At 58.2% G+C, this 23,073-nt stretch carries 26 protein-coding genes; 19 read left to right on the forward strand and 7 right to left on the reverse strand.

Annotated elements, in window-relative coordinates:
• The first annotated feature begins 2 nt into the window (after positions 1 to 2).
• The 6 genes from CLV87_RS20425 to ribD all read left to right on the forward strand — a co-directional run bounded on the left by CLV87_RS20425 (position 3) and on the right by ribD (position 3,292).
• Complete coding sequence (locus CLV87_RS20425) at positions 3 to 281, forward strand: HlyU family transcriptional regulator (protein ID WP_099249183.1); 279 nt, start codon at positions 3 to 5, stop codon at positions 279 to 281.
• 304 nt (positions 282 to 585) lie between these two features.
• On the forward strand, positions 586 to 726 hold the full coding sequence (locus tag CLV87_RS23970) for a hypothetical protein (RefSeq protein WP_166652810.1): 141 nt from the start codon (positions 586 to 588) through the stop codon (positions 724 to 726).
• Positions 727 to 805: 79 nt separating this feature from the next.
• Positions 806 to 1,000: a hypothetical protein gene (locus CLV87_RS20430; RefSeq protein WP_099249185.1), complete on the forward strand. Its 195-nt coding sequence runs from the start codon at positions 806 to 808 to the stop codon at positions 998 to 1,000.
• A 60-nt stretch (positions 1,001 to 1,060) separates the two neighbouring features.
• Complete coding sequence (locus CLV87_RS20435) at positions 1,061 to 1,468, forward strand: secondary thiamine-phosphate synthase enzyme YjbQ (protein WP_099249187.1); 408 nt, start codon at positions 1,061 to 1,063, stop codon at positions 1,466 to 1,468.
• Positions 1,469 to 1,712: 244 nt separating this feature from the next.
• On the forward strand, positions 1,713 to 2,180 hold the full coding sequence (nrdR, locus tag CLV87_RS20440) for a transcriptional regulator NrdR (protein WP_099249189.1): 468 nt from the start codon (positions 1,713 to 1,715) through the stop codon (positions 2,178 to 2,180).
• An 11-nt stretch (positions 2,181 to 2,191) separates the two neighbouring features.
• A complete protein-coding gene (gene ribD / locus CLV87_RS20445; RefSeq protein ID WP_370739657.1) occupies positions 2,192 to 3,292 on the forward strand; it encodes a bifunctional diaminohydroxyphosphoribosylaminopyrimidine deaminase/5-amino-6-(5-phosphoribosylamino)uracil reductase RibD in 1,101 nt (366 codons plus the stop codon).
• A 127-nt stretch (positions 3,293 to 3,419) separates the two neighbouring features.
• Here the strand turns inward: ribD and CLV87_RS20450 are convergent, their stop codons facing one another.
• From CLV87_RS20450 to CLV87_RS20460, 3 genes are all read right to left on the reverse strand, one after another.
• Positions 3,420 to 5,441, reverse strand: coding sequence for a capsular polysaccharide biosynthesis protein (locus CLV87_RS20450; RefSeq protein WP_099249191.1), 2,022 nt, complete (start codon positions 5,439 to 5,441; stop codon positions 3,420 to 3,422).
• A gap of 14 nt (positions 5,442 to 5,455) precedes the next feature.
• On the reverse strand, positions 5,456 to 6,601 hold the full coding sequence (locus CLV87_RS20455) for a polysaccharide biosynthesis/export family protein (protein WP_099249193.1): 1,146 nt from the start codon (positions 6,599 to 6,601) through the stop codon (positions 5,456 to 5,458).
• Between the two features lie 194 nt (positions 6,602 to 6,795).
• Entirely contained in the window at positions 6,796 to 8,088 is a 1,293-nt protein-coding gene (locus tag CLV87_RS20460) for a capsule biosynthesis protein (RefSeq protein WP_099249195.1), read from the reverse strand.
• Positions 8,089 to 8,197: 109 nt separating this feature from the next.
• Here CLV87_RS20460 and CLV87_RS20465 point away from each other — a divergent pair, with 109 nt between their 5' ends.
• On the forward strand, positions 8,198 to 8,785 hold the full coding sequence (locus CLV87_RS20465) for a riboflavin synthase (RefSeq protein WP_099249196.1): 588 nt from the start codon (positions 8,198 to 8,200) through the stop codon (positions 8,783 to 8,785).
• A 196-nt stretch (positions 8,786 to 8,981) separates the two neighbouring features.
• Here the strand turns inward: CLV87_RS20465 and CLV87_RS20470 are convergent, their stop codons facing one another.
• The 3 genes from CLV87_RS20470 to CLV87_RS20480 all read right to left on the reverse strand — a co-directional run bounded on the left by CLV87_RS20470 (position 8,982) and on the right by CLV87_RS20480 (position 10,859).
• Positions 8,982 to 10,043: a YeeE/YedE family protein gene (locus tag CLV87_RS20470; protein WP_099249197.1), complete on the reverse strand. Its 1,062-nt coding sequence runs from the start codon at positions 10,041 to 10,043 to the stop codon at positions 8,982 to 8,984.
• Between the two features lie 93 nt (positions 10,044 to 10,136).
• Positions 10,137 to 10,475 carry an ArsR/SmtB family transcription factor gene (locus CLV87_RS20475; protein WP_099249198.1) on the reverse strand — a complete coding sequence of 113 codons (339 nt, stop codon included), beginning with the start codon at positions 10,473 to 10,475 and terminating at the stop codon, positions 10,137 to 10,139.
• 12 nt (positions 10,476 to 10,487) lie between these two features.
• Positions 10,488 to 10,859: a thioredoxin fold domain-containing protein gene (locus tag CLV87_RS20480; RefSeq protein WP_099249199.1), complete on the reverse strand. Its 372-nt coding sequence runs from the start codon at positions 10,857 to 10,859 to the stop codon at positions 10,488 to 10,490.
• 68 nt (positions 10,860 to 10,927) lie between these two features.
• Between CLV87_RS20480 and CLV87_RS20485 the strand changes: the two genes are divergently transcribed.
• The 11 genes from CLV87_RS20485 to CLV87_RS20535 all read left to right on the forward strand — a co-directional run bounded on the left by CLV87_RS20485 (position 10,928) and on the right by CLV87_RS20535 (position 21,094).
• Entirely contained in the window at positions 10,928 to 11,656 is a 729-nt protein-coding gene (locus CLV87_RS20485; protein WP_099249200.1) for a cytochrome c biogenesis CcdA family protein, read from the forward strand.
• Between the two features lie 12 nt (positions 11,657 to 11,668).
• Positions 11,669 to 12,244: a SoxW family protein gene (locus CLV87_RS20490; RefSeq protein WP_099249201.1), complete on the forward strand. Its 576-nt coding sequence runs from the start codon at positions 11,669 to 11,671 to the stop codon at positions 12,242 to 12,244.
• 181 nt (positions 12,245 to 12,425) lie between these two features.
• On the forward strand, positions 12,426 to 12,902 hold the full coding sequence (soxX, locus tag CLV87_RS20495; protein WP_099249202.1) for a sulfur oxidation c-type cytochrome SoxX: 477 nt from the start codon (positions 12,426 to 12,428) through the stop codon (positions 12,900 to 12,902).
• Between the two features lie 25 nt (positions 12,903 to 12,927).
• Positions 12,928 to 13,344, forward strand: a complete 417-nt coding sequence (gene soxY, locus CLV87_RS20500; RefSeq protein ID WP_099249203.1) for a thiosulfate oxidation carrier protein SoxY — start codon at positions 12,928 to 12,930, stop codon at positions 13,342 to 13,344.
• Positions 13,345 to 13,373: 29 nt separating this feature from the next.
• Positions 13,374 to 13,703: a thiosulfate oxidation carrier complex protein SoxZ gene (gene soxZ / locus CLV87_RS20505; RefSeq protein ID WP_099249204.1), complete on the forward strand. Its 330-nt coding sequence runs from the start codon at positions 13,374 to 13,376 to the stop codon at positions 13,701 to 13,703.
• 64 nt (positions 13,704 to 13,767) lie between these two features.
• A complete protein-coding gene (soxA, locus tag CLV87_RS20510; protein ID WP_099249205.1) occupies positions 13,768 to 14,625 on the forward strand; it encodes a sulfur oxidation c-type cytochrome SoxA in 858 nt (285 codons plus the stop codon).
• Between the two features lie 103 nt (positions 14,626 to 14,728).
• Positions 14,729 to 16,426 carry a thiosulfohydrolase SoxB gene (gene soxB, locus CLV87_RS20515; protein WP_099249207.1) on the forward strand — a complete coding sequence of 566 codons (1,698 nt, stop codon included), beginning with the start codon at positions 14,729 to 14,731 and terminating at the stop codon, positions 16,424 to 16,426.
• Positions 16,427 to 16,506: 80 nt separating this feature from the next.
• The gene (gene soxC, locus CLV87_RS20520) at positions 16,507 to 17,787 is read left to right on the forward strand and encodes a sulfite dehydrogenase (protein WP_099249209.1); all 1,281 of its coding nucleotides are present in this window, start codon (positions 16,507 to 16,509) and stop codon (positions 17,785 to 17,787) included.
• Positions 17,771 to 18,802: a c-type cytochrome gene (locus CLV87_RS20525; protein WP_099249211.1), complete on the forward strand. Its 1,032-nt coding sequence runs from the start codon at positions 17,771 to 17,773 to the stop codon at positions 18,800 to 18,802. The genes soxC and CLV87_RS20525 overlap by 17 nt, the downstream gene beginning before the upstream one ends.
• On the forward strand, positions 18,802 to 19,512 hold the full coding sequence (locus tag CLV87_RS20530; RefSeq protein ID WP_099249213.1) for a c-type cytochrome: 711 nt from the start codon (positions 18,802 to 18,804) through the stop codon (positions 19,510 to 19,512). Before CLV87_RS20525 ends, CLV87_RS20530 begins: the two co-directional genes overlap by 1 nt.
• A 322-nt stretch (positions 19,513 to 19,834) precedes the next feature.
• A complete protein-coding gene (locus tag CLV87_RS20535; protein WP_099249215.1) occupies positions 19,835 to 21,094 on the forward strand; it encodes an NAD(P)/FAD-dependent oxidoreductase in 1,260 nt (419 codons plus the stop codon).
• Positions 21,095 to 21,142: 48 nt separating this feature from the next.
• On the opposite strand, the gene CLV87_RS20540 is transcribed toward CLV87_RS20535, so the two are convergent.
• On the reverse strand, positions 21,143 to 21,973 hold the full coding sequence (locus CLV87_RS20540; RefSeq protein ID WP_099249217.1) for an aldo/keto reductase: 831 nt from the start codon (positions 21,971 to 21,973) through the stop codon (positions 21,143 to 21,145).
• Between the two features lie 295 nt (positions 21,974 to 22,268).
• On the opposite strand from CLV87_RS20540, the gene CLV87_RS20545 reads away from it, so the two are divergent.
• A complete protein-coding gene (locus tag CLV87_RS20545) occupies positions 22,269 to 22,898 on the forward strand; it encodes an ATP-dependent Clp protease proteolytic subunit (RefSeq protein WP_099249219.1) in 630 nt (209 codons plus the stop codon).
• Positions 22,899 to 23,073 lie beyond the last annotated feature (175 nt).

Consider the following 23,073-nt stretch of genomic DNA (forward strand, 5'->3'; position numbering starts at 1 on the left):
CCATGTCTTGGCTTTCAAAACTCTTTGGCGGCGGTTCAAAACCTGAACCCGCCGTCGAAACCATCGACTATAACGGCTTTCGCATCACACCGACGCCAGTCAATGAGGGCGGCCAATATCGTATTGGCGCGCGGATCGAGCTGGATGTGGATGGCGAAACCAAGACCCATGATCTGATCCGCGCCGACATGATCCGCGATCTGGATGAATGCAAAGAGGCCTCGATCCGCAAGGCTCAGCAGATGATCGACCAGATGGGCAAGAACCTGTTTAATTTTTGAGTGGGTCTTTTTGCGACGCGATGAAATAGTAAGCGCGGCGTGGCTTGATTTGTGAATTTTTGATTAATTCAATCGGCGCACCCTCATAAAGTCGCGCGATGTAGAGTAGATTTACTCAAAATATACTTTTCAGACCTCCACAGCGTTTCCAACGTAAACTGGAAACGTTTTAGATTTCGGGGCAATTATGTCCATTCGCGTCTTTCATTGCAAAAGTTGCGGCCACCATATGCGCCTGTTCGGGGGGCGATGCGGGTATTGTCGTGACAGGAAGCTACTTCACCAACGGGTCATCAGTTATGTTTTGGCTGTGCTCATCATGGCTGCCGCCGGGATCTACGTTTGGGTTGTGACGCAATCTGACAACCAAATCGCAGCCCCTGAACATCAAACCGAAACCGTCACCCTCTTTGATATCGTTCACGAGACTTTGAAGCTGAACTAGGCGCACATCACCTCTGCGCGCGTGCGCATTGTTGTTTGCAAAGCGGCTCCCATCTGTTGTTCATAAACGGAGCCCTTCCATGAAACACTTGATCCTTACCACTCTCCTCCTCACCGCTCCCCTGGCCGCACAGGCGCATCACGGGCCGGATCTGACAACCGCTGACCTGCTGGGGGCGACACCTGTCTCCTTTGCGGTGCCACAGCCCAGCCCGGCCCCGGCGCTGAGCCAGACGACCCCGGTCGCAAAGCCGGTTCTGACCGCAGGCAGTTAAACGCCTTGCGCTTAACCAGAGCGCAAGCAAGATAGGCGGGCCATTTTCAGGAGCCCGCCCATGCAAACCCGTTTCACGGTCACCACTCACGGACCCGGACTGTATGAATTCACCGATCAGGTGACGTCTTGGGTATCTGGAACGGGTTTGCTCACGCTCTTTGTCAGGCACACCTCGGCCAGCCTGTTGATCCAGGAAAATGCCGATCCCGAAGTGCAGACAGACCTGCAAAACTTCTTTCATCGCCTCGTACCACCGACAACCGACCCGTCGATGTCTTACCTGACCCATACCTATGAAGGTCCTGATGACATGCCCGCCCATATCAAGGCGGCCATGATGCCGGTGTCTTTGTCGATCCCGGTCACCAACGGCGCGCTGGCGCTTGGGACCTGGCAGGGGATTTATCTGTTTGAGCATCGGAACGCCCCGCATCACCGCGAAATTATTGCCCATCTCGGCACCTAATCGGTTGTCAGGGGGAAATTTCACGGCTTTTCCCCGTTTTTTCGTCCTCATCATCTAGCGGCTGCATTTCCCCCCTACCCAAATTGTGGAGGCTGGCCTATAGTGGCTGTGGATAAGTGGGGCAAACCCCATGCCAAACAGCGCGGTGTAGCAGTTTCGCGGCTTTTTCAGCCGGGCGCGCGATCAAAAAAGAAAAGGGGGTGCGGGCAAGCACCCTGAGGCAGAGAAGAACGAGGGGGACGCCATGCGCTGCCCATTTTGTGGAAATATCGATACGCAAGTGAAAGATTCCCGGCCTGCCGAGGATCACGTCTCAATCCGGCGTCGGCGCTATTGCCCGGCCTGCGGGGGGCGCTTTACCACTTATGAACGCGTGCAGTTGCGCGACCTGGTTGTGATCAAATCCAATGGCCGGCGCGAAGATTTTGATCGGGACAAGCTGGAACGCTCGATCCGTATCTCGCTGCAAAAACGCCCGATCGAGCCGGATCGCATTGATCAGATGATCTCGGGCATTGTCAGGCGGCTGGAAAGCATGGGCGAGACTGACATTCCCTCGACCCAGATTGGCGAAATTGTCATGGAGACGCTGGCGCGGATCGACACAGTTGCATATGTCCGTTTTGCGAGCGTTTACAAGAACTTCCAAGCGGCGGATGATTTCGACAAGTTCGTGTCTGAGCTGCGCCCCGAAGTCCCCGGAGACAAGTGAGACCGTAAGTGATCGATGAAGATCAACGCCACATGGCCCATGCGCTGAGCCTGGGCCGTCGCGGGATGGGCAAGTGTTGGCCCAATCCATCTGTTGGCTGTGTGATCGTCAAAGACGGCCGCATCGTTGGGCGTGGTGTGACCGCGCCGGGGGGGCGGCCTCATGCGGAACCTCAGGCCCTGGCCATGGCGGGCCCTCTGGCCAAGGGGGCCATGGCTTATGTCACGCTAGAGCCCTGTTCCCATTACGGAAAAACACCACCTTGTTGTGACGCCTTGATCGAAGCCGGGGTCGCGCGCGTTGTGGCGGCTTTGGCTGACAGCGACCCTCGGGTGTCAGGGCAGGGGTTTGAACGGCTGCGCCAAAACGGGGTTGAGGTCACAACCGGCATTCTGGCCCAAGAGGCGATGCATGATCTAGCGGGTTTCTTTCTCAAGGTCGAACAGGGGCGACCTTGGGTGACGTTGAAACTGGCAATGAGCCTGGACGGGCGCATTGCCACGGCAACGGGTGAAAGTCAGTGGATCACCGGACCAGCCGCACGTCGCGCCGTGCATGCGCTGCGCAACAGCCATGACGCGGTGATGGTTGGCGGTGGAACCGCCCGCGCTGATAATCCGGCCTTGACGGTGCGCGACATGGGGGCGGTCCAGCAACCGGTCCGCGTTGTTGTGTCCCGTCGTCTCGATATGCCTCTGATGTCAAATCTGGCCCAGACGGCCAAAGAAGTGCCCGTTTGGCTCTGTCACGGCCCCGATTTGCGCCCAGAGACGCGGGATGCCTGGACGGGGCTTGGGGCCAAGCTGTTCCCGTGCCACCTATCACAGGGGCGCGTTGATCCGCATTCGGTCTTGCAGGCCTTGGGGCAGGCGGGTTTGACCCGCGTTTTCTGCGAAGGTGGCGGGCAGTTGGCCGCGTCTCTTCTCGTGGCGGACCTCGTTGATGAGCTTCAGGTCTTTTCCGCAGGCATGGCTTTGGGGGCCGAAGGGCAGCCCGGTTTGGGGGCCTTGGGGGTTGATCGACTGGCCGATGCGCCGCGATTTGAGCTTGTGGATGTCACGGTGGATGGACGGGATGTGCGCCACGTGTGGCGCCGCAACGCAGCAATCTGAAAAGGTGTATATTTCCCTAGGGTTAGGTCCGGGGTTTGACCTATTCAGATCCGGTTGATTTGACCTGTGGAAAACTTGGAAAAATCAAAGCTTGTCAGGCAGTAGCTGTGAAAGCTTTAACACTACATTAACGCCGCCATAGATTGGCATGGCTTGCCAGTCGTCCTTGCAGCTTTGACAAGCTGCGGTTGATCACTCCGGGGGAGGGCAAAGGCCCGTTGGCCAGCCTGTCGACCACGGTTTCAACAGGGCAGGCCTGCCCGGTGACCGGGTCGAAATAGCGCGGATAATCGATCAAAACGGCGTGCGCCAAGGCGGTCAGGTCTGGCCGTGGCCCTTGCAAACGGCGCGCGGGAACCTTGCCCAGATCCCGTGTCAGGCCCCAGCCCGCGTAAAACGGCGCGCCAAAGGTGACAACGCGGCATTTCCTCAGCAGCGCTTCGAAACCGGTCAAGGAGGTCATCGTCCAGACCTCATCAACCGATTGCAGTACTTCGGAAATATCGCAGTTTTCCAAAACCTTATCCGCCCAGGTTAAGGGGGCGTTTACTTGCCCCTTGCGCAACCCGGCCTGCACATCCGGGTGCGGTTTCCACAGGATCACCGCATCAGGATTGGCCGCCCGCGTGCGTTTCAACAACTCTTCATTGCTTTGAAACCCAGGGCTTCCGGTCAGGATCGACGCATCGTCCTCAACCTGCCCAGGGACAAGAATGCGATGACCGGGCGGCAATGTGGGCATGTCTCCGGATAGGTTGTATTTGGACAAGCCTTTGTCGGTAAGCCTGTGGATTAACCGCTCGGATCGTTCGATTTGGTCAGGTCGCAGCCCTTTGGCGGCGGTCTGGATCAGGGTCTCCAATTGCGAGGGTTTTGTTGGATTATAATAAATCCCGGCGTCATCCAGCACCAAAGACAGAGGTGGAACCAACTCCGCCCCCAATCCGCGCGAACGCAGGAAACCATCCTCGACCCGCGTGACATCTCCCTCAGCCTTGTTGGCCCAGCACATGGCGCGGTGACCGGATTTTTGCGTGAGGGTTTCGACCTTTGCGGGATCATCTTCAAACAAAACGGGGCGGTGAGCGCCAAAGAATTTCTGCAACGGGCGCCGTTTCCACAGCCGCATGCCGCTGGCAACCCAGCCCTTGTGATCTTCGCGCCAGGCGCGCGTTGTGGCCTCAAGCGCGCCAAGCGCGTCTTCGAACAGACCGTTTTCACCGGAATAGGGGTTGAACCAGGTCGGATAGAGGATCATCGCCGCCGCGAACAATTGTGCGCGCGATAGCGGGCGACGGCGGCGGGCAAAGACCTCTTCGTCATCGCTCAGCCCCCAACCAGCATAGAACGGCCCGCCAAACACGCGCGGCTTATGCCCGGCAATGATCGCCTCGAACCCCATTTGAGAACTCAGCGTATAGACTCGCGTTGCGCCTTCCAGCAGTTGCCAGGGTGAAAGCGGTGTGTCGCAAATCTCGATCAACCCGGTGGCGTCCGCGCTGCGGTAATGGCCGCCGCGAAAGCCCGCCTGTGTCTCGGGGTGGGTCTTGATCACAATGCGCGCACCGGGGTTTTCCTCTTGCGCGACAAAGAGCATTTCCAGAAAGCGTGCGCGATCCCCTTGGCTTGCGGTGACAGAGGCGTCGCCTTCGGTCTGATCGACCACCAGCACATAGCCGGGCTTGGGGGCGGGCACATCCAAGTCTTGCGCGCTGTATTTGGACAGATGCGCACTTTGCATCCGCGCCATGCCCGCGCGCGCCCGCGCCATCAGCGCCCCGTCATCCAGCGGATGCGTCTTGAGCAAAGTTTCCAGATCGGAAGGGCGCGAGGGATCAAAATGCAAACCCGTCTCGTCAATCATCAGCCCCAATGGCGGCTCACCCGCGCGGCCGGGATGCAGCGAGCGCAAGAAAGCGTCTTCGATGCGAAGGATCGGGCAATCATACCGCGCGGCAATCGCTTCGCCACGATGCGCAGTCGGGGATTGCCCCCAAACGCCCACCAAATCGCCGCTTTTGGGCAGGCCCAAGGACAGACGAAACCCCGCCCCGCGCAACATGCGCCGAACCCGGGATTGGGTCAGAAACCCGCCATTATAGACGAAAAGACGCCGGGGAGATGTCTGCCCGGCGCCTTGATTTTCCATATGCGCCAAAGCGCTTAGCCCCCGGACAAGGTGGTCGCCGTCGTGGTGACGGTGCCAACCGCGGTCAGCGTGCCTGTCAGGGCAGAGATTGTTTTGTTCCACTGGGTGAACGGCGCTTCGGTCACATAAAGCGTGTCCTGGTCGCGGATAACAAAGTCACGCGCCATGAACATGCCGTTTGGCTCGGTCAGGTTCAGCACATAGACCAAGCGCTGCGCCCCAACCAGATCGTTGCGGCCCAGAACCTGATTGGCAATTTCCGCCGGTTCGTTGCGGAAGACAAAGACACCGGTCGGGTCCGCCGCCGAGGACAGAAGCCCACCGACCTGCGCAATCGCTTCAACCGCGCTCAGGCTTTGGCTTTCAAAGGGAACACGGGCCTGGGTGCCGGTTGCACCCAGCGCGGTAAAGGCACGGGTGTCTTCCTCAACCAGAATGCGGTCACCACCGCGCAGGGCGATGTCGAATTCGGGATGTTTATAGAGATCCTGGAACCAGATCTTGCCGGTTTGGCCGCCACGCAGCACGGTGACCTGCGCGATCTCCGGCTCGATGGTCACACCACCGGCGCGGGCCAGCATGGTTGTCAGCGTACGGGTCGGACGCTCGATGGCATAGACACCTTGCCCACCGACCGCACCGATCAGGCTGACAGTTGATCCGTCCCCAGCGGCACGGCGCACTTCGACCTGCGGGTCTGGGGTTTGGTCTTCGAGGCGGGCGGTGATGATTTGGCGAATGCGTTCTGGCGTGTTGCCAGCGGCCTTGATGCGCCCGGCATAGGGCACAAAGATAAAGCCTGAGCCGTCAACCTGAACCTCTTCCAGGATCGTGGCATTGGCGGTTTCTGCCGCCAAAAGACCATCATCGACGTTTTCCCAAATCGTCAGGCCCAGAGTGTCGCCAGGGCGGATTGTATCCGACCCCAAAGCGCTGGCGTTGATGAACTCTTTGGAGAAACCAAGCGCAGGCACAACAGCCGTGGCGCGCGTCACGCGGTCATTGATCGACACGATAAAGGCATCGCCTTCGCGCTGAACCGATCCGGCAAAAATCTCTTTCTTGTTGGGACCCACGCGGGGAAGACCGCAAGATGCCAGAATCGACACCGCGGCCAGCAGGGCGATAGACCGCGCCCACCGGGAAGGGGAGTGTTTCACTGCTCGGTCTCCTCGACCTATGTTCTGCCTCAGTTTTTTTGTCAGCGTAGCGGTTTTTTCCGCAAAACGCTAGCGCTCTGGCGTTTCACACGGTTTTTGACACAAAAATGCATCACCTAACGCGTTGAAATGCTTGGTTTCAGATGGAAAAGAGGCGTCATTTTCGCGGCGCAGACACAAGAGGTTGTGTTTGCCTATCGCACCACCCGCAACTGTTGCCTCGGGGCGGCGGTGCCGGATTTGAATGCCTCATAGGGGTCTTCGGGCGACAACATCATGTCGACCACCTGACGCAGCAACTGCCGACGCCCACGCGCGGAATAGAACCCACCGGGGATCTGCGAGGTTTCCAGCAGATAGCGGCGATAGTCCTTGTAGGCCTTGTTGTCCGGGCGCGATGGCTGGGCAAAGAACTGTTCCAGCGGTTGTTCCGAAACAAATTCAGGCTTGGCATAGACCGCCGCGCCAAACACTTTGAGCGGAATGCCGCGCCAGAGCACCTGTTGCCCGGCGGTGGAATTGACGGTCACAGCCGTGCGCGCATCGTTTAAAAGCCGTGCAAGCTTGCCCCCGCGCACATAATGTACCCGGTCTTCAACGCCAAACTCCCGCGCCAGACGGCGCACGGTGCGGCGCATATTGACGCGACCATCCTCAAGCGGATGCGCCTTGAACACCAGATGATGATGCCCCGGCGCGCCCTTGGCAAAACCCGCCATCACCTCGCGCAGGAAATCCGGCATGGTCTCAAACGGCGAATGTTTCTGAAAGCTGCTGTCATGTTCCAACTGCAACAGCGCCAGATGATAGGGAAACCCGCCCAGACGAATGCGCGCCGTTGAAACCACGCGATCCACCCATGTGGCGGGCATCAAAAGCAGCCGCCGCAAATAAAGCGCAAATTCCTGCACAACCGTCAGCGATCGATGGGGTTTGAAATTGCGGTATTGGCCATTCCGAAACATCACAAACCAATGATAAAGCGCGCCGTAAAACATATGCTGGCGCATATCCCCCCAATGTCCCGGGGGCAGGGGGGCCTCCATATCCGACTGGGCCAGCGCCTTTTGCATCTCCGCCACGGATGTTTCCATCAGTCGCGAATGCCCGTTTGAGCCGCCACGCTCATAGGTCACCCAATAGGGGCGCATATAACCCTCTTCGAAGACATGCACACAAAGGCCCCGACCTTCGGCAATCTTGACCGCCTCAGCGTGAATGCCGCGCACATCGCCATAAAGAACAATGTCAGTGACCTGCTTTTCCGCAATTAGCCGGGTAAACACGTCCGCCCATTTGTCCTGCGTGTCGCGAAACGGGATGTAACTCGCAGAATGAAACCAAAACGCCCGGTCCCCGGCATTAAAGCCCACCCGCCAGACATCCGCCCCCGTCTTGCGCAGCATCGCGCCAAGGCGGTGAAAGAAAGGTCCATGCGGCCCCTGTAGAAACAGGAAGACTCGTTTTTGGCCGGTTGCGTTGCTCATTTTGCCGTTTTATGTCCTAAGCCTGAGTAGATCATTAACCACTGAACCCGGCAAAATTAAGGCCCCATCGCGCCGCAGCCGGTTCACCGCGTCGTGGAAAGGGCATCATATGTTCACAGGCATTGTTACCGATCAGGGGCGCATCGCCGAGCTGGAGCAGCGCGGAGACCTGCGCGCCCGCATTCAGACCGCCTATGATACGGCGACGATCGAGATTGGTGCCTCTATCGCCTGTGATGGCGTGTGTTTGACGGTTGTCGCGCTGGGTGATGACTGGTTTGACATGGAAATCAGCGCCGAAACCGTCTCCAAAACCAATCTCGGCGATTGGTCCGAGGGGCGTGTGATCAACCTGGAACGCGCGCTCAAGGTCGGTGATGAGCTGGGCGGCCATATCGTGTCCGGCCATGTGGATGGGCTGGCCACTATTGTCGAGATGAAGGATGAAGGCGACAGCACGCGCCTGACCTTTGACGCCCCGCTGGAGCTCGCCCGCTATATTGCGCCAAAAGGCTCCGTCGCGCTGAACGGCACCTCGCTGACCGTGAACGAGGTCGATGGCACCCGTTTTGGCATCAACATCATCCCGCATACCCAAAAGGTCACCACCTGGGGCGTGGCCAAAGTGGGTGACAAGGTCAATCTAGAGATCGACACACTGGCCCGCTACGTGGCCCGCCTTCAGGAAATGAGCTGATCAAAAGCACTTCCAGTTTTTGTTGAAGCAAAGCATCAGCTTTCTACGTTTGAGCCGTTGGCGAAAGGCCGCGAAAGCGGTTTCAACATGAGCTGGAAACGCGAAACGCCCCAGGTTTCTTTGGGCCAAAAATATCCCGGGGAGTCCCGAGCTTGCTCGGGGCGGGGCAGCGCCCCATCCCACCTCAAATCACCCGCTACTCAGCCGGTTGAAAGCCGACAATCAACTGGCGCAAGCCAAGTGCCGCACCGGCAAAGATCGCCGCAAAGGTGACAGGCGCTGACAGGGCCAGCACCGAAAAGGCCGACAGGCCTTGCCCGACCGAACAGCCCAAGGCCAAAACCGCCCCGATCCCCATCAGGCCTGCGCCAAAGATCTGGCGTTTCAATTCGCGCGGGTCTTCACAGGCTTCCCAACGGAAATGCCCTTTGATCATCGACCCGACAAAGGCCCCAACCCAGATCCCGGCCACCGAGCCAACGGCAAAGCTTAGCGGGCGCACCGATCCGGTCATGAACCACAAAATGCTTTCCCCCATCGGGGCGGCAAAGCTGTGTGACACGACGGGCAAGGGTTCAAACCCGCTTTCGGCAATCCAAGCCGTGCCCGCCCATCCGGTGATGATCGCAACCCCGACAACCAGGGCCCAGAAGATTTGCGATGGTTTCGCCCAAAGATCCTTGGACAAGAGCGAGCCCGCCAGAATCACCGCCCCAATGGCAATTCCGATCACCGTCAACGGCACGCCAGTGACTGCGCTAAGATGATGGGCAATGCCCGGCGGGATTTCTGCGCTGGTCACGTCCACTTGCTCAAACAGCGCATTGCGCAGCGGGGCCAGTGGGCCGGACAGCGCCACATAGGTGGAAACGCCCATGACCAGAACAATGACAAAGCTGCGCAGATCGCCGCCGCCCAGCCGCGCCACCGCGCCATAGCCGCAATTGCCCGATAGGGCCATGCCATAGCCAAAGATCAGCCCGCCCAGAATCGAAGCCACCGGCATCCAGCGGATTGACAGGTAATAGCTGGCTTCGCTTTGAAACAGACCGGCCGCCATCAAGGTAAAACTGCCGACAATGCCCAGCCCAATGGCCACGCCCCACATGCGCATCCGTAGGGTGGAGCCGCCATAAAGCGCGTCTTCGATCGCGCCCAAAGTGCAGAAACGACCCAGCCGCGCCGCCAGCCCCAGCATGACACCACCAACCAGCCCGATCAGGGCAACCATTTGATAGTCAGACAGGAATTCACGCATGCTTGGGCCCTCCTCCTGACCGTCGCACAGCAACTCGCATTTTTGTTAGGAGGACATGGCCGCATTTTTAACGGCCAAAGTCAATCTTAAGCGTCAGTCGTCATCCGCGCAGAACAGTTCGTAAACCGTTTCCAGCATCTTTTTGGGCCGATCATCCGCGAGGCGATAATAGATCGCTTTGCCTTCGCGGCGCGGCACAACCAGCCCTTCAAGGCGCAGACGCGACAATTGCTGAGACACCGCCGCCTGGCGCGCTGACAGCAGCTCTTCCAGTTCGGTCACCGATTTTTCGCCGGTCACCAGATGGCACAGGATCATCAAGCGGCCCTCATGGCTGATCGCCTTGAGAAAAGCCGAGGCCGTGGTCGCCTTGTCGACGATCCGATCCAGTTCCGCTTCGCTCATGTCGTCTGTCAGTACGGGCAGTGCCATGTCAGTTCCGTCTCAATTTCCTACCGGTTCAAAACCGCTGTGGTCCTGTAGCAGCTTTGCGAAGATGGGCCAAAAGAAATCCTCGCCGGGATATCCTTCGATCCGGGCCACCTCGGCCCCGTTATCTATCAGAATAAATGTCGGGGTAAAGTTGACCCGCCGGGCATATTCAACGCCTTTGGGCGGCCCAATATGCAAATCCGCCCGCACCAGCGGCGCAAACCGGCCTTCGGCGGTGTTGGGATAGGCGGGCGCGATCTCGTCATTCCAGGCGGCGCAATAGGCACAGCCGGGCTGTTCGACCATGACCAGCTGCATCTCCGCCAATGCCATCTGCGCCCCGGCCAAAACCATGGACGCCGCGAGGGTTATCTGTTTCAACATGGATCACCAATTGACCAATTTGTGTCGAACAACATAATCTGAATATGTGAATAGATCAAGGATTCCCCATGTTCGACATCTCTTATGCGGGTGCGCTTGTAGCGGGTTTGGGGGCGTTCTTCACCCCCTGTATTCTGCCTATGGTGCCCTTTTACCTGTCTTACATGGCGGGCCTGTCCATGGCGGAGTTGAGCGATGAAAGCGGCATCGCGCCCGGCGCGCAGCGACGGCTGACGATCTCGGCCATTATGTTTGCGCTTGGCGTGACGACGATCTTTATGCTGCTGGGCCTTGGGGCGACGGCGCTGGGGCAGGCCTTTGCCGATTGGAAAGACGTGCTGGCCTATGTGGCGGCGGCAGTGATCTTTGCCTTTGGTCTGCATTTCCTTGGGGTGATCAAGATCGGCTTTCTCTATCGCGAAGCGCGGCTTGAAAGCAAAACAGATCCGTCCACCGTCTTTGGCGCTTATGTCATGGGGCTGGCGTTCGGCTTTGGTTGGACGGCCTGCGTTGGGCCGATCCTGGCGACGATCCTCGCGATTGCCTCGGGCATGGGCGAGCTTTGGCATGGCGCGCTGCTCTTGGCGGTATTTGGGCTTGGCATGACCGCGCCCTTTGTGGTTGCGGCGCTGTTTGCGCAGCCGTTCCTGCGCTGGTTGCAGAAACATCGCTCAAAAATGGCCTATACGGAAAAGGTCATGGGCGTCATGCTGATCCTGTTCGCCATTCTGATCGCCACCGATTCCGTCAGTTGGATCGCGGAATGGATGCTGGCAATCTATCCGAATTGGGTCTGAGGAGGAGAGATCATGAGACGTTTCATTCTGACGCTGGTCGCCGGGTTGTTGGCGCTACCTGCACTCGCCGAGGTCGGCGACGATGGGCTGCACAAACAGCCCTGGATGCGCGACACCTTCAAGGATCTGCGCGAAGATCTCGACGAAGCCAATGCTGAGGGCAAACGCCTTGTGCTGTTTTTTGAACAACGCGGCTGCATCTATTGCCGCAAAATGCACGAAGAGGTTTTCTCGGATCAGGCCATCTCGGACTATATCGGCGAAAACTTCTTTGTCGTGCAGATGAACCTCTATGGCGACATTGAAGTGGTCGATTTCGACGGGGAATCGCTGTCGGAAAAAGACATGGCGCGCAAGTGGCGGGTGATGTTCACACCCAACATCGTTTTCCTGCCCGAAGAGGTGCCCGAGGGCGCAAATGCCATGGATGTCGCTGTGGCGGTCATGCCGGGGGCCTTTGGCAAAGGCACGACAAAAGATATGTTTACATGGGTGCAGGAAAAGCGTTACCTGCTTGATAACGGTGAGGATTTTCAACGTTACCACGCACGTATGATACAGGAACGCAACAACGGATCCTTTGATTGAACCCCCACTGAAACCTCGGCAGATGCGACAAGTCATTCACAATTGTGAATTTGTTGTTGCGTTCTGAGGGGGCAGTGCCCTACGGTATACACAGAGGACGCGAACCGGCCTGTTCAGAGGAGCTTCGGGCAACCGGAGCGAGCAAGCCAGACCGAAAGGTCAGCAAGCCCAGGGAGGAAACATGAGGCTTTTGACAATCACAGCAGCCATGCTGGTGGCCGGAATGGCAACAGCGGAAACGGTTGCCCCCGCAGATGTACAGTTTGACGAAGATGGTGCCGTAGCGGTGTCGCTGACCGGTCAGCCCGGCGATGCGGCGCGTGGGCGCGATGTTTTCGCGACCAAGTCCAAGGGCAACTGCGTGTCCTGCCACGCGGTTGCGCAATTGGCGGACGTGCCCTTTCACGGCGAAGTTGGCCCCGAGCTGAGCTGGACCGGCGACAATCGCAGCGCCGAAGAACTGCGCGGCATTGTGGCAGACGCCAAGATGACCTTTGAAGGCTCGATGATGCCGTCTTTCTACAAGACCAAGGGCTATATCCGCCCCGGCGACGCCTACACTGGCAAAGCCCCGAAAACTGACGAATTGCCGCCCCTTCTGTCGGCGCAAGATATCGAAGATGTGGTCGCCTTCCTGCTGACGCTGCAGGAAAGCTGATCCGACCATTCAAGGAGTAAGACGCATGGATTTCACACGTCGCGAAACATTGGCATTGGGTGCCGGTGCCGCGCTTATGACGATCCTGCCGCTGCGCGCAAACGCAGCTGTGGATGATCTGATTGCCGAGTTCACCGGTGGGGCCGAAGTGGGTGAGGGTGGTCTGACCCTGACCGCGCCTGAGATTGCCGAAAACGGCAACACTGTTCCGATCTCGGTCTCTGCACCGGGCGCGGCCTCGATCATGGTTCTGGCGGCGGGCAACCCGACACCGCCTGTGGCCACCTTCAACTTTGGCCCTCTGGCTGCCAGCCAGGATGCCTCGACCCGTATTCGTCTCGCCGGGACACAAGATGTGATCGCCGTTGCAAAAATGGCGGATGGCAGCTTTGTGCGCGCCTCTCAGACCGTCAAGGTCACCATCGGCGGCTGCGGCGGTTAACCCGCCCCCAGGAATTTAGGAGAACAAACATGGCATCTGGTGTAAAACCCCGCGTCAAAGTCCCCAAGAAAGCTGGTGCAGGCGACGCAATCACCATCAAGACCCTGATTTCGCACAAGATGGAATCCGGTCAGCGCAAGGACAAATCCGGCAACGTGATCCCACGTTCGATCATCAATCGCTTTACTTGCGATTTCAACGGTCAGAACGTTGTGGATGTGACGCTGGAACCGGCCATCTCGACCAACCCATATATCGAATTTGAATCCACCGTGCCCGAGGCCGGCGAGTTCAAGTTCACCTGGTACGATGATGACGGCGACGTCTACGAAACGACCAAGAAAATCGCCATCGGCTGATGCGCGTCACCCTTTGCCCCGTTGATGCGAACCGATGGGGCAGAGGTTTTCAGGGAGGAACAACATGACATTCAAGGCACTGACGGCCATCGCCCTTGTGGCAGGTCTTTCGGCACCTCTGGCCATGGCGGGCGGCGCGGATGATGACACCATGGTCATCAACGACGAAACCGAAATGGTGACAAAAACTGCAGCTCCGGCGCATCTTGACGGTGCGGTGGACGAAGTGATCTCGGGTTGGCATTTTCGCTCCGACGAAACGCAATCCTTACAGTTGGACGATTTTGACAACCCGGGTATGATCTTTGTCGATCAGGCGATGGACGTTTGGAACACCGCCGAAGGATCCGAGGGCAAGGCCTGTGCCGATTGCCACAATGATCCGGCAGAGACCATGGTCGGCGTCAAGGCGACCTATCCCAAGTGGAACGAGGAAGCGGGCGAAGTGCGCACCGTTCAGATGCAGGTCAATGATTGCCGCGTCAATCGTATGGGGGCCGAGGCCTGGAAATACGATGCGGGCAAGGCTGTGAGCATGGAGGCGATGATTTCGCTGCATTCGCGCGGCATGCCGATGAGCGTTGCGATTGACGGCCCAGCCGCAGCCATGTGGGAAAAGGGCAAAGAGATGTATTACACCCGCACCGGTCAGCTAGAGCTGAGCTGTGCGAATTGCCACGAAGACAATTATGGCAACTACATCCGCGCCGACCACCTGTCGCAGGGCCAGATCAACGGTTTCCCGGTCTATCGTTTGAAAAACGCCAAGCTGAACGGTGTGCATTCGCGCTTTAAGGGCTGCGTCCGCGACACCCGCGCTGAAACCTATAGCCCCGGCTCCGAGGATTTCATCGCGCTTGAGCTTTATGTTGCCTCGCGCAGCAATGGTCTGTCGGTCGAAAGCCCGTCGGTCCGCAACTAAACACATTGCCCCGCGTCGGTCTGGCTGGCGCGGGGTTTTTCCTCCCTAACTTATTCATGATCGTGAATGCGTTTGCGATAACACCTGAGAGAAAGCACTCCCCATGATCTCACGTCGCGATTTCCTGCAAGTCTCCATGGCGGCCTCTGCCATGTATGGCGCATCCGGCTTTGGCAATTGGGCCCGTCTGGCGGCGCAGCAAAGCCTGACGCAGGACCAGCTGTTGCAGTTTGACACATTTGGCAATGTCTCCCTGATCCATGTGACAGACATCCATGCGCAGCTGATGCCGATCTATTTCCGCGAACCGTCGATCAATATCGGGGTTGGGGGCAACAAGGGCGCGGTGCCCCATATCACCGGAGCCGATTTCCGCCGCGCCTATGGGATCGAAGATGGCTCGCCCAGCCATTACGCGCTGAGCGCGGGGGATTTTGAATCGCTGGCCAAAGGCTATGGCAAGGTTGGCGGGCTTGATCGTGTGTCCACTGTGGTGAACGCCATTCGTGCCGACCGCCCCGATGCGATCCTGCTGGATGGCGGCGATACCTGGCACGGCTCTTACACCTGCTATCACACCGAAGGGCAGGACATGGTCAATGCCATGAACCACCTGAAGCCCGACGCGATGACCTTCCATTGGGAGTTCACACTGGGCTCTGACCGCGTGGCCGAGATCGTCGAGGGCCTGCCCTTTGCCGCCTTGGGTCAGAATATCTTTGACGCGGAATGGGACGAACCGGCGGAGCTGTTCAAACCCTATAAGTTCTTTGAGCGTGGCGGGGTCAAGGTCGCTGTCATCGGCCAGGCCTTCCCCTATATGCCCATCGCCAATCCGCGCTGGATGTTCCCGGAATACTCCTTTGGTATTCGCGACGAAAACATGCAGGCCATGGTGGACGAGGTCCGCTCCATGGGTGCGGAATGTGTGGTCTGCCTCAGCCATAACGGCTTTGACGTTGATAAAAAGATGGCGGGCAAAGTGACCGGCATCGACGTGATCCTCTCTGGCCACACCCATGACGCGTTGCCCGAACCGGTGCTGGTCGGCGAGACTATTATTGTCGCCTCTGGATCGAACGGCAAATTCGTGTCGCGCGTTGATCTGGATATCCGCGATGGCCGCATGATGGGCTTCCGCCACAAGCTGATCCCGATCTTCTCGGATGTGATCGCGCCGGATCCTGCCATGACCGCGGTGATCAACGAACAGCGTGCGCCTTATGCCGATCAACTGGCCGAAGTCATCGGCCACACCGACAGCACGCTGTATCGTCGTGGCAATTTCAATGGCTCCTGGGATGATCTGATCTGTGACGCGCTGATCTCCGAGCGCGAGGCTGACATTGCCATGTCGCCCGGCGTGCGCTGGGGGCCAAGCCTGCTGCCCGGCGATCCGATCACCCACGAAGACATCTGGAACGTGACCTCGATGAGTTATGGCGAGGCCTATCGCTCTGAAATGACAGGTGAATTCATCAAGGTGATCCTTGAGGACGTGGCTGATAACATCTTTAACCCCGATCCCTATTATCAACAGGGCGGCGACATGGTGCGCATCGGGGGCATGGGCTATCGCATCGATGTGTCCAAGCCGCAGGGCGAACGCATCACCGAGATGACCTTGCTCAAAACAGGCGAGGCGATTGACCCGGCCAAGACCTATATCGTTGCCGGTTGGGCCAGCGTGAACGAAGGCACCGAAGGCCCGCAGATTTGGGATGTGGTCGAAAGCCATATTCGCAAGCAGGGCACCGTGACGCTTGATCCCAATAACTCCGTCACTGTGGTGGGCACCTAAGCCCACCACCCCGAAATCGGGCCGTTTTGCGACCCATCCATTCACATAGAAGAATTTGATGATCCGAAAGGAGACATGAGATGGCAGAGGAAACCAAATCGGGCCCGTCCCGCCGCCAGTTCCTGACCAGCGCAGCGGCGCTTGGGGCGGGGGCCGTAGCCGGTGGGGCCAGTGCAGGCACGCCTGACCCGCTGATCACAGAAGTACAGGACTGGGCCAGCGGCCTTGGCGATGGGGTTGACGCGACCCCCTATGGCCTGCCGATCTCGCATGAGGGGGATGTGATCCGCCGCAATGTGGAATGGCTGACCGCAGACACGATCAGCTCGATCAACTTCACACCAATCCATGCGCTTGACGGCACGATCACGCCGCAGGGCTGCGCCTTTGAGCGGCACCATTCCGGCGCGATTGAGTTGAAGAAAGAAGATTATCGTTTGATGATCAACGGCTTGGTCGATAATCCGCTGGTCTTTACCTATGCTGACCTCGAACGTTTCCCGCGCCAGAACCACATCTATTTCTGCGAATGCGCGGCGAATACCGGCATGGAATGGGCCGGCGCGCAGCTGAATGGCGCGCAGTTCACCCATGGCATGATCCACAACATGGAATATTCCGGCGTCACCCTGCGCACTCTGCTGGAAGAGGCCGGATTGGACGCGGCGGGCGATCTGAAAGACAAATGGGTCTATGTCGAAGGGGCCGATGCCTCGTCGAATGGCCGCTCCATCCCGATGGAAAAGGCGCTGGATGACGTGCTTGTGGCCTTCAAAGCCAATGGCGAGGCCCTGCGCAAAGAGCATGGCTATCCCGTGCGTCTCGTCGTTCCCGGTTGGGAAGGCAATATGTGGATCAAATGGCTGCGCCGCATCGAGGTCATGGATGGCCCGGTCGAAAGCCGCGAAGAGACGTCCAAGTATACTGATACTTTGGAGGACGGCACCTCGCGCAAATGGACCTGGGTCATGGATGCGAAATCCGTGGTCACCTCCCCCAGCCCGCAGGCCCCGATCAAGCACGGCAAGGGCCCGCTGGTCATCACCGGCATGGCTTGGTCCGGTCATGGGCGCATCACCCGTGTGGATGTCTCAAAGGATGGCGGCAAGACCTGGGAAACCGCGCGTCTGGGCAGCACTCAGGGCGATAACAAAGCGCTCACCCGCTTCTATCTCGACACCACATGGGATGGCGAAGAGATGCTGCTGCAGAGCCGTGCCATGGACGAAACCGGCTATGTCCAGCCGACCAAAGCCCAACTGCGCGAAGTGCGCGGGCTGAACTCGATCTATCACAACAATTGTATCCAGACCTGGCATGTCAAAGCCAATGGGGAGGCGGAAAATGTCGAAGTTTCTTAACCTGACAGCGGCGGCACTGATCCTCGCCACTCCGGCCATGGCCGAGAAATATGGCCTTGGCCGCACGGCTTTGCCCGAAGAAATCGCCGCTTGGGATGTGGATGTGCAGCCTGATGGCACAGGCCTGCCGGTCGGGTCTGGCAACGCGTTTGACGGCGAAGAGATCTTTGCCGAACATTGCGCCATCTGCCATGGCGACTTTGCCGAAGGTATTGATAACTGGCCTAAATTGGCCGGTGGCGCGGATACGCTGGATCACGAGGACCCGCTGAAAACCGTCGGTTCCTACTGGCCTTACCTCTCCACGACTTGGGATTACGTCAACCGCTCTATGCCCTTTGGCAATGCGCAATCGCTCAGCGCGGATGAGGTCTATGCCATCGTGGCCTATATCCTCTATTCCAACGACCTCATCGATGATGAATTCGAACTGTCGAACGAAACCTTCCTGGATGTGCAGATGCCCAATGCTGGCGGCTTTATCATCGACGACCGCGAGGCGACGGAATACGCCCATTGGCGCGGTGAACCCTGCATGGAAAACTGCAAGGACAGCGTCGAAGTCACCATGCGCGCCACGGTCTTGAACGTGACACCGGATCAGGAACATGGGGACGCCGCCATGGCAGAAGAGGCCAAGGCCTCCCCAGCGCCCGCGCCCGAAGCAGCCCCTGAACCAGAGCCCGAAGTTGCGGCCCTGGATGCGGAGTTGGTCGCCAAAGGGGAAAAGGTCTTTAAGAAATGCAAGTCCTGCCACCAGGTTGGCGACAATGCCAAGCACAAGACCGGCCCGATCCTGAACGGTATCTATGGCGCAGCGATTGGCGGGGCCGAAGGGTTCAAGTATTCCAAGACCATGGCCGGTTTCGGCGGCACTTGGGATGACGCCAATCTGGCGGGCTTTCTGGCCAAACCCAAGAAGTTCATGAAAGGCACCAAAATGTCCTTTAACGGTCTGAAAAAAGAAGGCGATATCGCCGCGATGATCGAATATCTGAAATCGGTGTCCCAGTGATGCGCCGGTTTGCCTTTGCATGTGCTCTCGCATTGGCCCCGTTCGGGGCCGTGCACGCCGAGGAAGAGGCTGAAGCGCTGGGTGATGCCACCCGTGGCGAACAGCTCTATCGCGCCTGTATCGGCTGTCACCAGGTGGGCGAGGGGGCCCAGCATGACAAAGGGCCCAGCCTGAACGACCTCTTTGGTCGTCGTGCAGGCAGCATGGAGGGGTTTGAATACTCTGCCGGGCTGAAGCGCGCCTTTGCGGATGGCATGGTCTGGGATATCGAACACCTCAACGCCTATCTGGAAAACCCCAAGGTCCTGGTCTCACGCACCAATATGGATTACCGCGGTATGAAGAAACCGCAGGACCGGCGCGATGTGCTGGCCTATCTGCGCACCTTCTCCGCCAGCCCGCAGGACATTCCGGAATCCGAACCCACGGCCTTGGCATATAATGTCGAGCTGACACCCGAGATTCTAGCGATTGTTGGTGACCCGGAATATGGCGAATACCTCGCCTCGGAATGTCTGACCTGCCATCAGATCAACGGGGATGATGATGGCATTCCGGGCATTGCCTATTGGTACGAAGAAGACTTCGTCATCGCCATGCATGCCTACAAACAAAAGCTGCGTCCGCATCCGGTGATGCAGATGATGGCGGGGCGTTTGAGCGACGAAGAAATCGCCGCGCTCGCCGCGTATTTCGCCAATCTGGAATAGTGTCACACAGGGGAAAGGGTCAGGTATTCCGCAATTGTTCCAAATAGTCAGATGCTTCAGAGTGAGGGCAGGGATCGGGTTTCCGATCCCGTCTCCCTTTGTCTCTGCCGGGTCCTCCCGCCCGGCGCATTTGATTGGAACCTTTAACGATGTCCTTTTCAGCCCGCATTCTCGTTCTGGGAACGGTGCTGGCTTTGGCCGCTGCCTTTGGTTTGTTGCCAAGCTGACCGGTCCCATCATTTCTAAAACCATCACCCCGTGGCCGAACCGGTCGCGGGGTTTTTCATGTTCGTGAGTTACGAAAAACAAGGAGGAGACAAATATGACACTCAACAGACGCGCCTTTATCGGCACGGCGGCGGCGGCGACAACGCTGGCAGCCCCCATGGTGCGCGCGATGGGCAAACCCCGCGCGGTGGTGATTGGCGGCGGGGCAGGCGGCGCCACAGCCGCGCGCTATATCGCCAAGGACAGCAAGGGCGAGGTGGATGTCACCCTGATCGAACCCACACGCACCTATTACACCTGCTTCTTTTCCAACCTCTATATCGGCGGTTTCCGCGAGCTGAGCTCAATCGGCCACACCTATGGCAACCTGGCTGCTGAATACGGCATCAATGTTGTGCATGATTGGGCGACAGGCGTGGATCGCGATGCCAAGACGGTTGCATTGGCCGGCGGTGGCTCGGTGCCATATGACCGTTTGGTCATCAGCCCCGGCATCGATTTTGTCGACGGCGCGGTTCCCGGTTGGTCCACGGCGGCACAGGGAAAAATGCCCCATGCTTACAAGGCCGGGACGCAAAGCGAACTGCTCAAACGTCAGATCATGGCCATGCCCGAGGGCGGCACCTATGTCATGGTTGCTCCGCCCAACCCGTTCCGTTGCCCGCCCGGGCCGTATGAGCGGATCTCGATGGTGGCGCATTACCTCAAGAACAACAATCCGACCGCCAAGATCATCATCGCCGATCCCAAGCCGAAATTCTCCAAACAGGCGCTGTTTGAGGAAGGCTGGGCCAAGCATTACGATGGTATGATCGAACGCATCGGCCCCGATTTCGGCGGCAATAATGTTTCGGTCAACCCGGACACGATGGAGGTCGATATCGACGGCGAAGTGGTCAAGGCTGATGTCTGCAACGTTATCCCGGCACAAAAGGCGGGTCTGATCTGCGAGGCCGCTGGCCTTACCGAGGGCAATTGGGCCCCTGTTTCCGGCCACACGATGCAAAGCCGTTTGGACGAGAATGTCCATATTCTCGGCGATGCCTCGGCCCAGGGTGACATGCCAAAATCCGGCTTCTCGGCCAATTCTCAGGCCAAGGTGGCCGCGATGGCCGTGCGTGGCGCGCTGACCGGGTCCAAGGTTTTCCCTGCCAAGTTCTCCAACACCTGCTGGTCGCTGATCGATACGGATGACGGGGTTAAGGTGGGCGCGTCCTATGAGGCGACGGATGAGAAAATCGCCAAGGTCGATGGCTTTATCTCAGCCACCGGCGAAGACGCGGACCTGCGCAAACGCACCTATGAGGAAAGCGTCGGCTGGTATGCGGGCATCACCTCGGACATGTTTGGCTAAGCGATTGTGAAATGAAAGAAAGGGCGCAACGCGGGTTGCGCCCTTTTCTTACATCAATTTGAAAACCGACGGGTCGGGCCCGGTGCGCAGGCCTTTGTCCAGCGTGGCAATCTCTGCCATTTCCGCATCTGTGAGCTCAAAGTCGAACACATTGAGGTTCTCCGCCTGACGTGCAGGATTGACCGAGCGGGTGATCACCGTCACTTCGCGTTGGATCAGCCAGCGCAGCACCACTTGCGCCGGGGATTTCCCGGTGCGCGCCGCGGCGTCAGCGATGGGTTTGCTGGCAAATTCGGCCCCATTCCCCAAAGGCGTCCAAGCCTGCACCAAAACGCCCATCTCTTTGCACACCTTGCACAATTCCGGCTGCTGCAGTTGCGGATTGACCTCGATCTGATTGATCGCCGGGGTTACGCCGGTTGCATCAATGATGTGTTTCAGATGGTCCGCATTGAAGTTGGACACGCCAATCGACGCGATCTTCCCTTCCTTTTGCAGCTCAATCAGTGTCTCCCAGGTTTCGACATAGAGGTTCTGCATCGGAACCGGCCAGTGAATGAGAACCAGGTCCAACTGCTCCACCCCGATGCTGGTCAGGCTGCGTTCCACCGAGGCGCGGGTTTTCTCGCGGCCATGGGCATCGTTCCAGACTTTGCTGGTCAGGAACACATCCTTGCGCTCTACCCCCGAAGCCTTCAGCCCTGCGCCCTGTTCGGCCTCATTGCCATAGATCCACGCCCCATCCACCAGCCGATATCCTAGCCCAAGCGCCGAAGATACCGCCGCAGCAGTTTGATCCGCAGGGATCGACCAGATGCCAAACCCGAGCTGGTCGATATAGCGCCCGTCATTCATAAGTATCTTGGGTGAAAAAGACATCCGGAGACCTTTGATTTGATTTCGAAGTCAGGAATTTTTACGCTGGATTTCACGAAAGCACAATCATTCAAATAAATTCGAAAAAAATAGAAATGCGGTCGATCCAAAGCCGGTTGCGAAACCTCTGACCCCAAGTCCGCGCACGATCCTGCCCATCCCGGCGGGCCAGGTGTTCATCTCTTGGTAGAACCGGCTTTTTCCCGCCATCCCCTTGCAGCCCCCTAGGGGCGGCACTAAGACTCTATCAATACCTAGGCATTAGGCAGTTACCAGAGACTTAGCAGGCGGGACCGCGATGAAAGATCCATTAGACGTATATATGAACACTCTCGTGCCCATGGTGGTTGAACAGACCAGCCGTGGTGAGCGCGCCTATGATATCTTCTCGCGCCTGTTGAAGGAGCGGATCATTTTCCTCAACGGTCCGGTGCATGACGGCATGTCTTCGCTGATCGTGGCGCAGCTTCTGCACCTTGAGGCGGAGAACCCGTCCAAGGAAATCTCGATGTATATCAACAGCCCCGGCGGTGTCGTGACCTCTGGCCTGTCGATCTATGACACGATGCAATATATCAAGCCCAAGGTCAGCACCCTGGTGATTGGTCAGGCGGCCTCGATGGGCTCGTTGTTGTTGACTGCTGGCGAGGCTGGCATGCGTTTCTCGCTGCCCAATAGCCGCGTCATGGTCCACCAGCCTTCCGGTGGCTATCAAGGTCAGGCAACCGACATCATGATTCACGCCGAAGAGACGCTGAAACTGAAAAAGCGCCTGAACGAAATCTATGTCCATCACACTGGCCGCACCTATGAAGAGGTCGAGTCCGGGCTTGAGCGCGACAACTTCATGTCTCCCGAAGAGGCCAAAGAGTGGGGTCTTATTGACGAGATCGTAACCACCCGCGCCAAAGATGGGGATGACGAGTAAAAAACGGACACCCCGGTTCACATTTCCTAAAGGAATAAAACCGGGGTGATTTTCCGATTGTCGAGCCGGAACGCCTGTCCTAAGCTGGCAGGAACTTGGTGACCGGCACGATGTGGGGGTGCCTGTAACGGGTCACCGTCAAAGTGAATGAACCGGGTTTTCCGGGAAAGGTACG

The organism is Pelagimonas phthalicica (assembly GCF_004364805.1).
Taxonomy (GTDB): Bacteria; Pseudomonadota; Alphaproteobacteria; order Rhodobacterales; family Rhodobacteraceae; genus Pelagimonas; species Pelagimonas phthalicica.

What these genes read in the sequence shown, in the direction of transcription:
- CLV87_RS20425 (WP_099249183.1), top strand. Translation starts at nt 3, where the DNA reads ATGTCTTGGCTTTCAAAACTCTTTGGCGGCGGTTCAAAACCTGAACCC.
- CLV87_RS20430 (WP_099249185.1), top strand. Translation starts at nt 806, where the DNA reads ATGAAACACTTGATCCTTACCACTCTCCTCCTCACCGCTCCCCTGGCC.
- CLV87_RS20435 (WP_099249187.1), top strand. Translation starts at nt 1,061, where the DNA reads ATGCAAACCCGTTTCACGGTCACCACTCACGGACCCGGACTGTATGAA.
- nrdR (WP_099249189.1), top strand. Translation starts at nt 1,713, where the DNA reads ATGCGCTGCCCATTTTGTGGAAATATCGATACGCAAGTGAAAGATTCC.
- CLV87_RS20450 (WP_099249191.1), bottom strand. Translation starts at nt 5,441, where the DNA reads ATGGAAAATCAAGGCGCCGGGCAGACATCTCCCCGGCGTCTTTTCGTC.
- CLV87_RS20460 (WP_099249195.1), bottom strand. Translation starts at nt 8,088, where the DNA reads ATGAGCAACGCAACCGGCCAAAAACGAGTCTTCCTGTTTCTACAGGGG.
- CLV87_RS20465 (WP_099249196.1), top strand. Translation starts at nt 8,198, where the DNA reads ATGTTCACAGGCATTGTTACCGATCAGGGGCGCATCGCCGAGCTGGAG.
- CLV87_RS20470 (WP_099249197.1), bottom strand. Translation starts at nt 10,043, where the DNA reads ATGCGTGAATTCCTGTCTGACTATCAAATGGTTGCCCTGATCGGGCTG.
- CLV87_RS20475 (WP_099249198.1), bottom strand. Translation starts at nt 10,475, where the DNA reads ATGGCACTGCCCGTACTGACAGACGACATGAGCGAAGCGGAACTGGAT.
- CLV87_RS20480 (WP_099249199.1), bottom strand. Translation starts at nt 10,859, where the DNA reads ATGTTGAAACAGATAACCCTCGCGGCGTCCATGGTTTTGGCCGGGGCG.
- CLV87_RS20485 (WP_099249200.1), top strand. Translation starts at nt 10,928, where the DNA reads ATGTTCGACATCTCTTATGCGGGTGCGCTTGTAGCGGGTTTGGGGGCG.
- CLV87_RS20490 (WP_099249201.1), top strand. Translation starts at nt 11,669, where the DNA reads ATGAGACGTTTCATTCTGACGCTGGTCGCCGGGTTGTTGGCGCTACCT.
- soxX (WP_099249202.1), top strand. Translation starts at nt 12,426, where the DNA reads ATGAGGCTTTTGACAATCACAGCAGCCATGCTGGTGGCCGGAATGGCA.
- soxY (WP_099249203.1), top strand. Translation starts at nt 12,928, where the DNA reads ATGGATTTCACACGTCGCGAAACATTGGCATTGGGTGCCGGTGCCGCG.
- soxZ (WP_099249204.1), top strand. Translation starts at nt 13,374, where the DNA reads ATGGCATCTGGTGTAAAACCCCGCGTCAAAGTCCCCAAGAAAGCTGGT.
- soxA (WP_099249205.1), top strand. Translation starts at nt 13,768, where the DNA reads ATGACATTCAAGGCACTGACGGCCATCGCCCTTGTGGCAGGTCTTTCG.
- soxB (WP_099249207.1), top strand. Translation starts at nt 14,729, where the DNA reads ATGATCTCACGTCGCGATTTCCTGCAAGTCTCCATGGCGGCCTCTGCC.
- soxC (WP_099249209.1), top strand. Translation starts at nt 16,507, where the DNA reads ATGGCAGAGGAAACCAAATCGGGCCCGTCCCGCCGCCAGTTCCTGACC.
- CLV87_RS20525 (WP_099249211.1), top strand. Translation starts at nt 17,771, where the DNA reads ATGTCGAAGTTTCTTAACCTGACAGCGGCGGCACTGATCCTCGCCACT.
- CLV87_RS20530 (WP_099249213.1), top strand. Translation starts at nt 18,802, where the DNA reads ATGCGCCGGTTTGCCTTTGCATGTGCTCTCGCATTGGCCCCGTTCGGG.
- CLV87_RS20535 (WP_099249215.1), top strand. Translation starts at nt 19,835, where the DNA reads ATGACACTCAACAGACGCGCCTTTATCGGCACGGCGGCGGCGGCGACA.
- CLV87_RS20540 (WP_099249217.1), bottom strand. Translation starts at nt 21,973, where the DNA reads ATGTCTTTTTCACCCAAGATACTTATGAATGACGGGCGCTATATCGAC.
- CLV87_RS20545 (WP_099249219.1), top strand. Translation starts at nt 22,269, where the DNA reads ATGAAAGATCCATTAGACGTATATATGAACACTCTCGTGCCCATGGTG.